At 71.8% G+C, this 14,930-nt stretch carries 12 protein-coding genes and 1 pseudogene; 7 read left to right on the plus strand and 6 right to left on the minus strand.

Features of this window, described 5'->3' with window-relative positions:
* Both EBH09_RS15420 and EBH09_RS15425 read left to right on the plus strand, forming a co-directional pair.
* Window positions 1-225: pseudogene (locus tag EBH09_RS15420) on the plus strand (antibiotic acetyltransferase); the annotation flags it as partial.
* Window positions 226-281: 56 nt separating this feature from the next.
* Complete coding sequence (locus EBH09_RS15425; protein ID WP_121747575.1) at window positions 282-974, plus strand: DUF5701 family protein; 693 nt, start codon at window positions 282-284, stop codon at window positions 972-974.
* A gap of 8 nt (window positions 975-982) precedes the next feature.
* On the opposite strand, the gene EBH09_RS15430 is transcribed toward EBH09_RS15425, so the two are convergent.
* Entirely contained in the window at window positions 983-2,071 is a 1,089-nt protein-coding gene (locus EBH09_RS15430; protein WP_121747576.1) for a PP2C family protein-serine/threonine phosphatase, read from the minus strand.
* 179 nt (window positions 2,072-2,250) lie between these two features.
* On the opposite strand from EBH09_RS15430, the gene EBH09_RS15435 reads away from it, so the two are divergent.
* A complete protein-coding gene (locus EBH09_RS15435) occupies window positions 2,251-2,772 on the plus strand; it encodes a glutathione peroxidase (protein ID WP_121747577.1) in 522 nt (173 codons plus the stop codon).
* Window positions 2,773-2,828: 56 nt separating this feature from the next.
* Window positions 2,829-3,707 carry a MerR family transcriptional regulator gene (locus tag EBH09_RS15440; protein ID WP_121747578.1) on the plus strand — a complete coding sequence of 293 codons (879 nt, stop codon included), beginning with the start codon at window positions 2,829-2,831 and terminating at the stop codon, window positions 3,705-3,707.
* 120 nt (window positions 3,708-3,827) lie between these two features.
* On the opposite strand, the gene EBH09_RS15445 is transcribed toward EBH09_RS15440, so the two are convergent.
* From EBH09_RS15445 to EBH09_RS15455, 3 genes are all read right to left on the minus strand, one after another.
* Window positions 3,828-4,019, minus strand: coding sequence for a DUF397 domain-containing protein (locus tag EBH09_RS15445; protein ID WP_121747579.1), 192 nt, complete (start codon window positions 4,017-4,019; stop codon window positions 3,828-3,830).
* Between the two features lie 175 nt (window positions 4,020-4,194).
* On the minus strand, window positions 4,195-5,052 hold the full coding sequence (locus EBH09_RS15450) for a helix-turn-helix transcriptional regulator (protein ID WP_193776327.1): 858 nt from the start codon (window positions 5,050-5,052) through the stop codon (window positions 4,195-4,197).
* 302 nt (window positions 5,053-5,354) lie between these two features.
* The gene (locus tag EBH09_RS15455) at window positions 5,355-6,113 is read right to left on the minus strand and encodes a GPP34 family phosphoprotein (protein ID WP_121747581.1); all 759 of its coding nucleotides are present in this window, start codon (window positions 6,111-6,113) and stop codon (window positions 5,355-5,357) included.
* Window positions 6,114-6,302: 189 nt separating this feature from the next.
* On the opposite strand from EBH09_RS15455, the gene EBH09_RS15460 reads away from it, so the two are divergent.
* The 3 genes from EBH09_RS15460 to EBH09_RS15470 all read left to right on the plus strand — a co-directional run bounded on the left by EBH09_RS15460 (window position 6,303) and on the right by EBH09_RS15470 (window position 12,706).
* Window positions 6,303-8,759 (plus strand): D-alanyl-D-alanine carboxypeptidase, encoded by a 2,457-nt coding sequence (locus EBH09_RS15460; RefSeq protein ID WP_238697326.1) that lies wholly within the window; start codon window positions 6,303-6,305, stop codon window positions 8,757-8,759.
* Between the two features lie 232 nt (window positions 8,760-8,991).
* Window positions 8,992-10,902: an MFS transporter gene (locus EBH09_RS15465; RefSeq protein WP_121747582.1), complete on the plus strand. Its 1,911-nt coding sequence runs from the start codon at window positions 8,992-8,994 to the stop codon at window positions 10,900-10,902.
* A gap of 214 nt (window positions 10,903-11,116) precedes the next feature.
* The gene (locus EBH09_RS15470) at window positions 11,117-12,706 is read left to right on the plus strand and encodes a sodium:solute symporter family protein (RefSeq protein ID WP_121747583.1); all 1,590 of its coding nucleotides are present in this window, start codon (window positions 11,117-11,119) and stop codon (window positions 12,704-12,706) included.
* 15 nt (window positions 12,707-12,721) lie between these two features.
* Here the strand turns inward: EBH09_RS15470 and EBH09_RS15475 are convergent, their stop codons facing one another.
* Both EBH09_RS15475 and EBH09_RS15480 read right to left on the minus strand, forming a co-directional pair.
* On the minus strand, window positions 12,722-13,837 hold the full coding sequence (locus EBH09_RS15475; protein ID WP_121747584.1) for an ADP-ribosylglycohydrolase family protein: 1,116 nt from the start codon (window positions 13,835-13,837) through the stop codon (window positions 12,722-12,724).
* 117 nt (window positions 13,838-13,954) lie between these two features.
* Window positions 13,955-14,851 carry a LysR family transcriptional regulator gene (locus EBH09_RS15480; protein WP_121747585.1) on the minus strand — a complete coding sequence of 299 codons (897 nt, stop codon included), beginning with the start codon at window positions 14,849-14,851 and terminating at the stop codon, window positions 13,955-13,957.
* Window positions 14,852-14,930: the final 79 nt, after the last annotated feature.

Genomic DNA, 14,930 nt, shown 5'->3' on the forward strand with positions numbered 1-14,930 from the left:
GTCGCCGCGGGATCGGTGGTCACCGCCGACGTTCCGCCGTACACCGTCGTCGGCGGCAATCCGGCCCGGCCCATCCGCAGCCGGTACGACGCCGACGACGTCGCGCGGCTTCAGCGGGCCGCGTGGTGGGACTGGCCTCTCGAACTGGTCACCCGCCATGTCCGGACGATCATGTCGGGCAGCCCGGCCGACATCGAGGCCATCGCGACGAGGGAGCTCTCCTGACCGACACCAGCCGCATCCCCGGCCGCCCCGCGACAGGCTCGACGGAAGGAACCCGCTTGACCGACCGAACGCACCACACCACCGACTCCCCCGTCCTCGACGCCGCCGCCGAGTTCGACCGGCAGGTGCGAACGCTCGTCGCGCTCGGCTACCCGGCTCTCTCCGGGCGCACGGAGGAGGAGTTCGCCGAACTGGTGGCACCCCTGCGCGCCGAGGCCGCGGCCCACGCGGGCGACCCGGGCCAGGAGTACGACGCCGCCGCGTCCGGCCTGGTGCCCTTCGTCCTGGTCGTCGCCCGCGACCTGGCCCCGATCGAGCGGACCATGCCGCTGACCGCGCTGCACGGCGGCCGGCTGCCCGGCTTCGTCGACCGCAGCTTCGAGCCCGGCTCCCTGGAGCGGTTCGTCGCGACCGAGGCGGCCGCGCCACCCTCCCCGGGCGGTGTCCACCTGCTGTTCGACGTCGAGCGCGGGGAGGAGTTCTGCGGGGCCGTACCCAACGACGCGATGGCCACCGTCGCCGAGCGGGGCCGCACTCCGCTGACCATCGAGGAGGGCGTCGCGCTGATGACGCACGTGCCGCGGATCCTGGTCAAGAACAAGTGCTTCTCGCTGGGCGGCTCACGGTCCGGCGACCGCCGGGTCCCGGCGATCTGGATCAGCCAGAAGGCCCCGAAGCTGGGCTGGTGCTGGGAGGGCAACCCGCACACCTGGCTCGGCATGGCGTCGGCCGGCGGCCGGCGGGCCTGACCGGGCGCTCACGCCGGCCCGGCCGCTGCCCCGCCGTCGTGGCCCTGGTACCGCAGCAGCAGCATCGCGGCGTCGTCGTGATGCGGTCCGGCCGCGTGCCGCACCAGGTCCTCGCGGAGGGCGTCCAGGGCCCGGTGGACGTCGGAGTCCTGCAGGAGGTGGGCGCGTTCGGCGAGCGGGTAGAAGCCGCCCGCCTCGTCCCGGGCCTCCGTCACGCCGTCGGTGTAGAGGAGCAGCTGGTCGCCGGGGGTGAAGGGCACCGAGAACAGCTCCGGGCCTGGGCCGCCGTGTACGGCCAGGCCCAGCGGGAGGGCGTAGGAGGGCGGCTCCGGGAAGTCGGCGGTGCCGTCGCGGTGGACGACCATCGGGGCCGGGTGGCCGTAGTTGAGGAGGACGACCTGGTGGTCGTAGCCGATCTCGGCGACGATCGCGGTCACGAACTTCTCGTCCTCCAGCTCGCGGGCGACGCTGCGTTCCAGCCGCTCGCCCAGCTTGACCAGGTCCTTCTCGTCGTACGCCGCCTCCCGGAAGGCGCCGAGGACCCTGGCCGCGGTCTCCACCGCCGCCAGGCCCTTGCCCTGCACGTCGCCCACGATCACCCGGACGCCGTGCGGGGAGGCCATCACCTCGTACAGGTCGCCGCCGATCCGGGCCTCGGCGAGCGCCGAGGTGTACGAGACGGCCGCGTGCAGCGGGCCCGCGGTCAGCGGTACCGGGCGCAGCAGGACCCGCTGGGCCGCCTCCGCGATCGACCGCACATTGGCCAGTTCCGCCTCCCGGCGCGAACGCATCACGGCCGCCGCGATCCCGACGCCGGTCACACCGGCCACCGACACCATGGCGGTGTAGCCGCGGGGGCGGTCGAAGAGCCCGTTGTACAGGCCGAGGCCCACGCAGAGCAGCAGCGCGACCAGCCCGATCACCGCCGTACGCCGCCAGCCGCCGACCAGTCCGGCGAACGCCGGTCCCAGCGACACCAGCGGCAGGAGCCCCACCCCCGGCCCGGCCGTGAGGTCCACGACGGCGACCACGGTCATGGCCGCGACAGGCATCCAGGCCAGCATCGTGGAACTGGACGGCGACTTCTTCACGGTCATGACTACTCCGGTGTCGCAGCGCTCAAGAGTCGCCTCTTCCCTGTTCTCAGGCGTCCCTCCCCAGTCTCTTAGACTATGCAACGGTTTGCTGGCGCAGGAGTTCCCGAGCGGTCCTTAACCCAATCGAGGCCGAGTGACGCGCACGTCGGCACGACATGTGGCGGGGCTAGCATCCGGGCATGACGACCTCAGAGAACACGCAGCGCAACGACAGTCTCCCCCTCGACGTCGAGATCGGCACCCTCCAGGGCGGATCCGCCGACCTCTCCCAGTACGCGGGCCGGGTCGTACTGGTGGTCAACGTGGCCTCCAAGTGCGGGCTCACCCCGCAGTACGCCGGCCTGGAGCGGCTGCACGAGCGGTACGCGGAGCAGGGCTTCACCGTGCTCGGCGTGCCCTGCAACCAGTTCATGGGCCAGGAGCCGGGCAGCGCCGACGAGATCGCCGAGTTCTGCTCGGCGACGTACGGCGTGACCTTCCCGATGACCGAGAAGGTGGACGTGAACGGGGAGGGCCGGCATCCGCTGTACGACCGTCTGACGGGCTTCGCCGACGCCGAGGGGCACAGCGGGGACATCCGCTGGAACTTCGAGAAGTTCCTGATCGGGCGGGACGGCAAGGTCGCCGCACGGTTCTCGCCGCAGGCCGAGCCGGAGTCGGCCGAGGTCGTGGCGGCCGTGGAGGAGCGCCTGGCGGGTTGACCTTGCCCCTGGGGCAGGCCCGAGCGTCGTCGTCGCCGGGCGGAACAGGCCGCCCGGTGACGGAGGATGACGACGTGGACGATGCACGCGACGACGAGTTGCTGACCATCGGGGCGTTCGCCGCGCGGGCCCGGCTGTCGGCCAAGGCTCTCAGGCTGTACGACCGTATGGGCCTGCTGGTGCCCGCCCATGTGGACGAGGCCACCGGCTACCGCTACTACCGCACCCGGCAGACCGAACGTGCCCGGCTCGTGGCCCTGCTGCGCCAGCTGGACATGCCGCTCGCGAAGGTCGCGGAGGTGGTCCACGCGGACGGGCCCGGGGCCGCCGTGCTGCTCGACGCCTACTGGGCGGGAGTGGAGGCCCGGGTGGCCGGGCAGCGGACGCTCGCCGACTACCTCCGTGGACGTCTTTCGGGGAGGAGCTCCGAGGTGTACGGAAAGTTCGTGGTCGAGACGGTGGACGTGCCCGCGCAGGTGGTGATCAGCGAGACCCGGCACACGCTGGCGGGCGAGCTGCCGGCGTGGATCGGGGCCTCGCTGACCCGGCTGGAGGAGGCGGCGCGGGGCTGCGGGGGTGTGACGGCGGCGCCGTTCGTCGTCTACCACGCCGAGGTGTCGATGGAGAGCGACGGCCCGGCGGAGTCGTGCGTGCCGGTCGCCGACGAGGCGGCGGCCCGGGCGTGGAGCGAGGAGCGGGGGCGGGCCCGGCAGTCGCAGGTGCGGGTGGAGCCGGCCCGGCGGCTGGCCTACACCCGGATCACGAAGGCGCAGGTGGCCCATCCGCAGATCCTGGCCGCCTTCGAGGCGGTGGAGGAGTGGGTCGCCGCTCAGGGCCTGACGGTGGCGGGTCCTTGCCGTGAGGTGTACTTCGCCGACTGGGAGGCGTCGGGCCCCGAGGACCCGGTGTGCGACATCGCGTTCCCCGTGAGCTGAGCGCGACGGAGCCGAGCCGAGCCGACGCGTGGTCGGAACTGAACAGAGCCCTCTCGGCAAGGTCGGCGAACTGGTCGAGAGGGCTCCGTCGGCGGTGCTGGTGGGCGGAGCGTGGAGCCGTTACTTCTTGACCGAGGTCACGAAGGCGTTCCACGCGTCGGCGGGGAAGGCCAGGACCGGGCCCTCGGTGACCTTGGAGTCGCGGACGGCGAGTGCCGCCACGACCGGTGACTTGACCTCGACGCACGCGCCGTTTCCTCCGGAGTAGGAGGACTTGGTCCATGATTCCTGGGCGCCCTGAAGAATTGCCATGTCTGCTCCGATGGCGAGTGCTGAGTGCGGTTTACGCCAATGACGCTTGATCTTTGGCGTGATCGACGCTACTCGCTGCCCTCGCCGATCGGAGCAGCCATTCACTCGACCGGATGGCATATTCCAGGCGACTCTTCCAGTACCGCGTACCAGGGGTGTAGCATCCGCCGCCACGTCAGCGGGCGTACTCCTTCGCCACATCCTCGATGCGCCGCCGCGACTCCTCCACGTTCAGCGCCTGCGCCCGCAGATGCTCGTACATCACCGTGTACTTCTGCACGTCCTGCGCCTTCTCCAGGTACAGGTCGCTGGTCACGCCCTCGATGTACACGACGCTCGAGTCGGCGGCGTCGGCGAACTCCAGGATCGAGTACTGGCCGTTGATGCCGGGATGCGCCCCGACGTCGAACGGCAGCACCTGCACGGTGATGTGCGGCAGCTGCGACATCTCGGCGACGTGCTCCAGCTGCTCGCGCATCACCTGCTTGCCGCCCACCACCCTGCGCAGACAGGCCTCGTCCAGGACCACCCACAGCCGCAGCGGGTTGCTGTCGGCGGAGATGCGTTCCTGGCGCCGTATGCGGACCTGGACCCGTTTCTCGATGTCGGCGACCGAAGTCTCGGGCAGGGCGCCCTGGATGAGCGCCTCGGCGTACGGCCGGGTCTGCAACAGGCCGGTGATGATCTGGGGTTCGTAGGTCCGCAGCGACTCGGCGTCGGTCTCCAAGCCGATGTAGACGCTGTACGGGATGTCCCCGAAGGCGTGCCACCAGCCCTGCTGGCGCGAGTCCTTCGCCATCTGCATCAGCGAGTCGACGATCCGCTGGTCCTCGACCTCGTAGACCCCGCACAGGTCGCGGACGTCACGCTGGCTGATGCTGCGCCGGCCGTTCTCCAGGCGGCTGATCTTCGACTGCGAGACCAGCAGCCGCTCCGCCACCTCTTCGGCCGTCATGCCCTTGAGCTCACGGAGCCGGCGCAGCTCCTGGCCCAGCCGGCGTCGCCTGACGGTGGGATTGACATTGGACGCCACGGGACGTGCACCTCCGGCTGCGTGACTCATACCTGCCACTTTGCGTATCTGCTGCTGAGCAGACTGCCACCAAGGTGCTTTCTACCGCTGGGAAACGGTCGATATGCGCCGCGTACACGCCAGTTCGGGGCGCCACCCGTACACATGGCCGCGCGGGGCGGCGGGACCGTGCCGCCGTCCGGGCGTGCCGGACGTACGGTCGGTCCCGCCGCCCCGCGCGGACCTGCGGCTCCCGTGACCGGGCCTGGGGACTTGCGGTGCGGCGGTGCGGTACTGCTGTGCGTTGCTGCGGTGGGTGCGGTTCAGTGGGCCACCGCACGTGCCATGGAACCGTGGCGCGGTTGCGCCGGAACACCGCGGGCGGGTTCCGGGGCGGGCCTGCCTCCCGGCCCCGCGGCCTGGCGGCCGGCCGGGGCCGGTGCACGGCGTGGCTGGGCCGCCGCGCCGTTCTGGACGTCCATCACCGCGTGCGCCACCAGTCCGCCCATGGGGTCGTGCCTGATGAGGTCCCGCAGGCGGGACCGTGACGAGCGTCCTTCGTTGCCCGGGTAGAGGTGCTTGCCGAGACCGACCGCGTGGGCCAGCGCGGCGAGCGCCGCGGTCCGCGGGTCCGGCGGTACGCCGGTGCGGATCGCCGAGTCCAGCCGGGCCTTGATCTCCCTGCTGATCGCCGTGTCCGTCGCCTGGTAGCGAGTCGTCGGCAGCACCCCGCACATCTGGCCCTCCACGGCATGCACCATGCCGCATCGCTCCAGATGCGAGAGGTAGGTCTGGCGCAGCCCCAGGCGGGGCCCGCCAATCCAGTTGACCGCCCGTACGGGAGCGCCACGCCTTCGCAGCAACTCCAACGCGCAGTCCAGTGTTGGATCTCCTGTCGGCCGTGGGGCCACCACGGCGATACGATCCCCGTCTGGGGCTATCCGTCCGGCCAGCGCCAGCTCCACCAGCTGTGCTCCGGCCAGACCGAGGTCGAGCGACTGCGGCTGTGCGGTGGTACCCGTGGTCGGGTCCAACGCCAGCAGCAGAAGCTCCTCCGGAATTGTTCTGCGGCTCCTGCCCATCCATGCCTCCCCGCGTGGATGAAAGACAGGGTGACCCCTCTCACATTGGTCTGTCGAGGGTGCGTGACCGCTTCGTAGTGGAACCAGTAGGTATGTCGTTCTCGTCTACCGCGTGGGTTCCCCCCGTACACAGGACACTGGTACATGGTTTCGGTACGGGTTCGGTAGCGCACACGCGACGTGCGGCGCATGGAGGAGGCATCGGTGGCGGGCGAGTCCCCCGACAGTTCGAAGCAGCGCGAGTCGTCGGAAGAACCGACGTCGGGGAGCGCGGGTCCGGTTCCCGAAGCCAGGACCGAGGCGAGCGAGACGCTTGATCCGCGGCTGGCGGTGGCACGGGAGGACGCGAAGCCGTCGGCGTCCGCCGGGTCCACCGGGTCCCGTGGGGGCGTCGATACGGCGACCCGGGTGCTGTCCGTCCGCGAGACGGAGGCGGAGTCCGACACGGCGTCCGGCACGGAGGCGGAAGCCGAGGGCGAGGGCGCCGGCTCGGAGAACCCCGTCGAGGACGGCTCCTCCGAGGCGCCCGAGGAGTCCGGCACCTCCGAGGTGTCCCATACGTCCGGCACCTCCGAGGACGATCGCGCCGAGCCCGCCGCCACCACCGACGGCCGGCTGCGGGACGCCGTCGCGGCCTGGGTGGCGACCGCGGACGAGCGGGCCGCCGCGGAGGCGGACGCCGGGGAGGCGGACGCCGGGGACACGCCGCGCGCGGGGGCCGCGGAGGAGACCCGGCCCGACGCCACCGCGGACTCCGACGTGCCCGAGGACGAGCGCGGCGCGAAGGCCACGGACGCCGACACGGGAGCCGGGACCGGCTCCGACGCGTCCGAGGAGGCCGACGAGCACCCGGACGGCCGGTCCGACGACCGACCCGACGCACGCGAGGGCACACAGGAGCGCGCGGACGCTGCCGCCACCGCGGACTCCGACGCGTCCGAGGACGCCGAAGAGCACGCGGACGCCGAAGAGCACCCGGACGGCGAGCCCGGCGGCCGATCCGACGCACCCGCGGGCCCCGCCGAGAGCGCGGACGGCGAGCGTCCCGTCGATCAGCCCACCGCCGTCTTCAAGGCACCGCGGCCCTCCGCACCCGCCGTCGACCAGCCGACGACCATGCTGAAGCTGGGCGACACCGCCAACCCGCCCAAGAAGACCGGCAAGGGCGCCGACGCCCCCGTACGGCCCGCCGAGACCGACGCCGAGCGGACCAGCAAGTTCGTCGCGCTCCGGCACCCGGACGACCCCGCGACGCGCAAGCCCCCGCCCGAGGCCCCCAGGGCGCCGCAGGCACCCCGTACCGGGGCCACCGCCGCCGTACCGCAGGTCGGGCCCGAGCGGACGACGCAGCAGCCGCTGCCGCCGAAGCCGCCGCTGGACCTGCTGGCGGAGCTGACGAACACCCCGCCGCCCCCGGAGACCCCGCTGCGGACGACGGTGCGCCGGGTCAAGATCTGGACCCCGCTCGTCATCCTGCTGGTGATCGTCTTCGGCGTCGTGCAGTCGATGCGCGAACTGCCCGCGCCGGAACTCGACCTCACGGCGCAGGACAGTTTCACCTTCGAGGGCGGCAAGCCCGAGATCCCGTGGCCGTCCAGCGGGCAGGCCGCGCTGGACGTGCAGGGCATCGGCACGTTCGGGTCGTCCGGCGATCAGAAGCCCGTGCCGATCGCGAGTGTCGCCAAGGTCATGACCGCGTACGTGGTCCTGCGCGACCACCCGCTCAAGAGCGGCGCCGAGGGCCCGAAGATCGAGATCGACCAGGCGGCGGAGGACCAGTCGCAGGCCGGCCAGGAGTCGACCGTCGACGTGTTCCAGGGCGACTCGATCTCGCAGCGCGAGGCCCTGGAAAGCATCCTGATCGCGTCCGCGAACAACGTGGCGCGGCTGCTCGCCCGATGGGACGCGGGGTCCGAGAAGGCGTTCGTGGAGAAGATGAACGCCGCCGCCGAGGACCTCGGCATGACGAACACGACGTACACCGACCCGTCGGGACTGGACAACACGACGGTGAGCACGGCCGTGGACCAGGTGAAGCTGGCCAAGGAGGCGATGAAGTCGCCCGCCTTCCGCGAGGTCGCCGCGATGATGTCGTACGACGACTACAAGGGCGTCAACCACTCCAACTGGAACCACCTGGTCGGCCACAACGACGTCGTCGGCATCAAGACCGGCACCACCACCTCCGCGCTCGGCAACCTGGTCTTCGCGGCGAAGAAGGAGGTCGGCGGTGAGACCCGGACCATCGTCGGTGCCGTGGTCCGCCAGCCGGCGGGCGGCAAGGACAACACCATCCTCGGTGCCGCGCTGGACTCCAGCGACAAGCTGATCAGGGCCGCGCAGGACACCCTGGAGTCGTCGACGATCCTGAAGAAGGGGAGCGTCGTCGGGTACGTCGACGACGGCCTCGGCGGCCGGACGCCGGTCGTCGCCACACAGGACGTCAAGGCCGTCGGCTGGCCGGGCCTGACCGTCAAGCTGACGTTCGAGGCGGACGAGGTGCCGCACACGGCCGCGGCCGGCACGAAGGTCGGCACGCTCACGGTCGGCGACGGCGAGGCGGCCGGAGCGGTGAAGGTGCCGGTCGCCCTCCAGGAGGACCTCGTGGAGCCCGCCCTCATGGACCGGCTGACCCGCCTGGGCTGACGGCCGGCCCGCTCGGGCCGCACCGGCGCGGGACGCCCCCGCGGCCACCAGGCCGCGGGGGCGTTTGCGTCCCGGAAGCTCCTGGAAGGTCCCGGAGGGTGGCCGCCGGGCCCCGGAGGGGAGGAAGCCACGGTGCGGGAGCGCGTGCTAGCGTCACGAAACGGGGCAGGCCGCCGGTCACGGGAACGGGACACGGCCGAAGCGGAAGACGGGACACGGGGAGTGCCTTCAGGTGGCCACTGCGGAGCCGACACGCGCCGACGACGCCGATCCGGACCCGGGAGCCGGCCCGCGACCGCGCGTACCCGCGCCCCGCGAGGACGCCGGGGAGAGCGGGCGGAGCGGGAGGGCCGGCAGTGGCCCGGCGAGTGGCGGCCGTGAGCCGGACCGCGCCGAGCCGAAAGCGCCGTCCGCTGTGAAGTCCGCCTTCCTGGCCCTGCGCGAGCGCATGCTGCGCCACCCCGCGCTGTCCGTGACCGCCCTGGCCGGAATCCTCCACATCGCCTGGTTCTTCACGTTCGCGAACAGTGGCGGCGACCTCGCGGCGCAGGACGCGTGGTCGGAGTTCGTCGGCCGCCATCCGGACTCGGCGTACAACTTCGCCTGGTACGGCGGCATGCACCCGGTGTCGTACAGCGTCGTCTCGCCGTATCTGATGTCGCTGCTCGGCGTGCGTACGACGATGATGATCGCGGGGACGCTGTCGGCCGGGCTGCTGACGATGATCCTGATCCGCAGCCGGGTGGTCCGCAATCCGCTGTGGGCGTCGCTGGCGGGCCTGTTCGGGCTGCTGGGCAACGCGGCGTCGGGGCGGGTGACGTTCGGGCTGGGCATGATGTTCGGGCTGGGCGCGGTCGCGGCGGTGTTCTGCTGGCCCTACCGCTGGCGGTACGAGCGGTGGGCCAAGGGGCTGTGCGCGGCGCCGCTGGCCGCGCTGTCCACGATGGCCTCGCCGGTCTCGGGGCTGTTCGTGGGCCTGGTGGCGGTGGCCCTGTTCCTCCAGAAGCGCCGCCCGGGCGCCTGGTCGCTGGGGCTGGCCCCGGCGGCCGTCGTCGCGCTGTCGGCCGTTCTGTTCCCCTTCTCCGGTACGCAGCCGATGGCCTTCGGCTCGGCGGTCCTGCCGGTCCTGTACGCGGGCCTGGTGTACGTGTTCGTGCCGCGCACCTGGACGACCGTACGGATCACGTCGGCGGTCTACGGCCTGTCCGTGCTGCTGGTCTGGCTGATCAGCTCCCAGATCGGCTCCAACATCACCCGCCTCGCGATGCTCTTCGCCGGGGCGGCGCTGGTGGCCGCGCTGCCGTTCACGGTGGCGCGGACGCGCAAGTGGTACGCGCTCGTGGTCGCGATCGTCGGCTTCGTCGGCTGGATCGGCTTCAAGTCGGCCGACGACGTCATCCACACCCAGCCGACCGCTTCCTGGGCGCGCGAGCTGGCGCCGCTCCTCAACGAGCTGCAGGAGGTCGGCGCGGAGAAGGGCCGGGTGGAGGCCGTACCCGCCCGCTCCCACCGGGAGGCCTCGGCGCTCGCGCCGTACGTCAACCTGGCCCGCGGCTGGACCCGCCAGGCCGACATGAAACGCAACCCGCTCTTCTACGACGACACGCTCAACTCGGCCAACTACCACGAGTGGCTGAAGCGCTGGGCCGTGCACTACGTGGTGCTGCCCAAGGGAGAGCCGGACGGCGACGGCGGCAAACGCGAGCGGGAGCTGATCCAGCGGGGCCTGCCGTACCTGAAGCAGGTCTGGGGCGACGCCAACTGGCAGCTGTTCGAGGTACTCGACCCGACGCCACTGGCGGAGCCCGACGCGGTCGTCCAGCGTGCCGAGCAGGACGAGTGGACGATCGACGTGCAGCAGCCGGGCCGCGTCCTGGTCCGGATGCCGTACTCGCCGTGGCTGAGCCTCGTCGACGCCGAGGGCGAGAAGCTGGAGCCGCCCCAGGAGACGGAGGCCTCCAAGAACGGTCCGGAGGGCACGCCGAAGACGTACGACAACGTCAACGGCTGCCTGACGGAGACGGAGGAGACCGCCGAGGGCGACAAGTGGACGGTGCTGATCGCCCCCGAGGCGGGCACGTACCGGCTGGCGTCGCCGTACGGGCTGAAGCGGGGCACGCCGTGCCCGGACGAGCTGAAGTAGGCGGCTTGGGAGGGCCGTCGGCGTTCATGTAGGTGAACCGAGGTCAGCAAGCCGAACATTTTTACTTGCTCTTGACCCTCCCCTTCCTTGTCGTGCCCGCGTCGGCGCAACCACGATGAGCGGGCACTTCGCGGCCTTCCTCGCCCCTACCCCGCTCGTGCGAAGTGCCAGCCAGCTGAGCGGAGTTCACAAGGCGGACCCCGGAAGGGGGCACATGAACGGTCTCGACTGGTCCGTGCTCATCGGCTACTTCGCCGTCATGGTGGCGATCGGCGTGTGGTCGCACAAACGCGTGGACAACGTCAGCGACTTCTTCACGGCCGGCGGCAAGATGCCCTGGTGGCTCTCCGGCATCTCGCACCACATGTCGGGCTACAGCGCGGTGATGTTCACCGGGTACGCGGGCATCGCCTACACCTACGGCGTCACGTCCTTCGTCACCTGGTCCTTCCCCATCGCGCTCGGCATCGCCATCGGGTCCAAGCTGTTCGCGCCGCGCATCAACCGGCTGCGCTCACGGCTGCACGTGGCCTCTCCCCTGGAGTACCTCAAGAACCGGTACAACCTGCCGACCCAGCAGGCCCTCGCCTGGTCCGGCATGCTGCTGAAGATCGTGGACGTGGCCGCGAAGTGGGCGGCCATCGCCACGCTGCTGTCGGTCTTCACCGGCATCACCCTCAACCAGGGCATCCTGATCACCGGCGTCATCACGGGCATCTACTGCACGATCGGCGGCCTGTGGGCGGACGCGCTGACCGAGCTGGGCCAGTTCGTCATCCAGCTGCTGGCGGGCGTGGCGATGTTCGTGGCCGTGGTCATGAAACTCGGCGACCACGGCGGCTTCTTCGGCGTCTGGGACGAGCCCGAACTCCAGGGCCACGGCGAACCGCTGGTCGGCCCGTACGGCACGGTGTTCCTGCTCGCCTTCCTCTTCATCAAGCTCTTCGAGTACAACGGCGGCATGCTCAACCAGGCCCAGCGCTACATGGCCACGAGCAACGCCCGCGAGGCCGAGCGGTCGGCGCGGCTGTCGGCGGTGCTGTGGCTGGTCTGGCCGCTGGTGCTGTTCTTCCCGATGTGGATGTCGCCGCTGCTGGTGGAGTCGCAGAAGGCGGACGGCTCCGACTCCTACGCCCTGATGACCGAGCAGCTGCTGCCGCACGGCCTGCTCGGCCTCGTCATCGTCGGCTTCTTCTCGCACACCATGGCCATGTGCTCCTCGGACGCCAACGCCATCGCGGCCGTCTTCACCCGTGACGTGGCGCCGGTGCTGTCGGCGCGGGCCAGGGGCTGGAGCGAGCGCGCCGGGCTGCTGGCGGCGCGGCTGGCGACGGTCGTCTTCCTCGGCCTGTCGATGGCGGTGGCGACACAGGTCGACTCGCCGACGTTCAAGGACATCATCACCGTCGTGATCAAGTGGGTCGCCGGACTGATGGGTCCGATCGCGATCCCGATGATGCTCGGTCTGCTGCGGCCCTTCCGCCGCTCGGGTCCGACGGCCGCGCTCACCAGCTGGGCGCTGGGCCTGCTCGCCTTCTGGCTGGTCAACTACCCGATCAACTGGAACGTGGAGGGCGGGGTGCCGCTGGAGTACCAGGTGTCGATCCCGCTGGCCGTGTCGCTGGTCCTGTACGTCCTGATCGGTTTCCTGAAGCCGGAGGACACCCCGGAACGGCTCGCGATCATCGAGCGGGTCAACACGGACGGCGACGACGACGCCTCCGGCGCGGCGGCGGCCGTCCCGGCGCCGGCGGGCGGCGTGGAGGACGCGGTGGGACGCACCCGGGTGGGCGACCAGGGCTGACCGCTCGGACAGGCCCTAACCCCGCGGGTACCGTGCCAGCCACCCCGGCGACGATCCCGCCGGGCCGTGCAGCGCGGGGCCCTGGGTCATCTCCATGGCGAAGTCGTCGGCCAGTTCCAGGATCGTCGGACGGCCCTCCAGCTCGGCCAGCCAGGCCGGGGGGAGGGCCGTTTCCCCGTGCAGCGCGCCGAGCAGGCCGCCGGTCAGGGCACCGGTCGCGGCGGACGGCCCGCCGTGGTTGACGGCGAGCCGCAGCCCGTGCCGTACGTCCTCGCCGACGAGGGCGCAGTAGACGGCGGCGGCCACCAGCCCCTCCGCCGTCCCCTCGCCGATCAGCTCGGTCACCCGCGCCGGGCCCGGCATCCCCTGGCGTACCGCGCCGAGCGCGTGCTGCAGGGCGTCCGACACGGGCTGGTGCCCCGGCCTGGCGGTGAACAGGGCGAGTCCCCGCTGCACGGCACCGTCCAGGCTCTCCCCGCGGGCCAGCCCGTGCACGATCACGGCGTACGCGCCCGCCGCCAGGTAACCGGTGGGGTGGCCGTGGGTCTGGGCCGCGCACTCCACGGCGAGCTGGGCGACCAGTTGCGGCTCCCAGCCGACCAGGAGCCCGAACGGCGCCGACCGGGCGGCGGCCTCGGACCCGCGCTCACCGGGGTTCTTGGGTGCCTCCGGGGTGCCCATGGTCTCGTCGCCGAGGCCGAGCAGCAGGGCGCGGGGGGCGTCCCGGCGGGCGTACAGCCACTCCTCGTGGGCCAGCCAGCCGTCGTCCTTGCGCCGCAGGTCGGGTCCCCAGTCGCGCTGCGTGGCGGCCCAGCGCCGGTACGCCCGGTGCAGGTCGGTCGGCGGGTGCCAGGCGCCGGTGTCCCGGCGTACCTGCGCGCGGATCAGCCCGTCCACGGAGAACAGGGTGAGCTGTGTGAGGTGGGTGACGGCACCGCGCCGACCGTAGGCGGGGGCCAGGTCGGTGATCCCTTCCGCGCCGTGGGCCTGGCGGATGCCGTCGAGGTCCAGCCCGGCGACGGGCGCGCCGAGGGCGTCCCCGACGGCCACCCCGAGCAGCGTTCCGCGCACCCGGCTGCGGAAGTCCTGCTGCTCGGCACGGCCCCAGACGGCACCGGTCGTCGCGCCCACCTGGACCTCCCCTCGGCACTGTGCTCATCACTGTCCACACCACTGGCCGTACGTACGACGTCCAGCACTGTATTCGAACGAGGGTGGCCGGTCAGGGCCGGAACGGTGTGGAGGCGTTCACGTGGCGACGCGCCTCTCGCGGCAGCAGCGGACGAAGTCCTGTACGACGGGGTTGCCGTCGTCGGCGGGGGCCCAGGCGACACCGACACTGCTGGGGCTCACCCCGGTGAGGGGACGGTGGACGACGCCGGGGCGGGTGTAGAAGCGGGCCGCGGATTCGGGGGCGAGGGCGATGCCGTATCCGTTGGCGATCGCGCTGAGCCAGTCGTCCGGCTGCTCGGTGACCGCGCCGACGCGCACCGGGTGGCCGTCGCGCTCGTCGGCGGCCAGCCAGTACTCCCGCCACCGGCCCGTTTCCGGTGGGGCCGCCACGAACGGCTCGTCCCACAGGTCCCGGAAGGCGATCACCTCACGAGCGGCGAAGGGGTGCGCCTCGGGCAGCACGACGCAGCGGGGCTCGCTGAACAGGACCGTCACCCGCAGCGCGTCCTGACCGGGGAACGGCAGTCGTACCAGGGCGACGTCGACGTCCGCGTCCGCGAGTCCGGCGGAGGGGTTCGACCAGGCGGCCTGCCGCATCTCGGCCCGCCAGCCCGGCCGGCGCCGGGCGAACTCGGCGATGATCGGCTGTGTCGCCTCGTTGGCGGCGCTGGCGATGAATCCGACCCGCAGGACGCGGGCCGCACGGCTCGCCGCGGACCTCGTCTCCCGCAGCGCCCGCTCCCACCCCGCCAGCAGTGCGGGGGCCCGTTCCGCCAGCGTCCGCCCCGGCTCGGTGAGGGTCATGCCGGTCCTCGACCGCGTGAACAGGTCCACGCCGAGGCCGGCCTCCAACTGCCGGATCCGCTTCGTCAGCGCGGGCTGGGAGACGTACAGCCGCTCGGCGGCCCGGGTGAGGCTTCCCTCTTCCGCCACAGCCACGAAATACCGCAGCAACCGGGTGTCGACGTCCATGCCGCCAGGTTATAGGCGCAGGTATTGGACGTCGCGGCACGCCGAGATGAAGGCTTGGTCCCGTGGTTCCTCTTTCCCT

The sequence above is a fragment of the Streptomyces sp. E2N166 genome (assembly GCF_003671715.1).
GTDB classification, from domain to species: Bacteria; Actinomycetota; Actinomycetes; order Streptomycetales; family Streptomycetaceae; genus Streptomyces; species Streptomyces thinghirensis.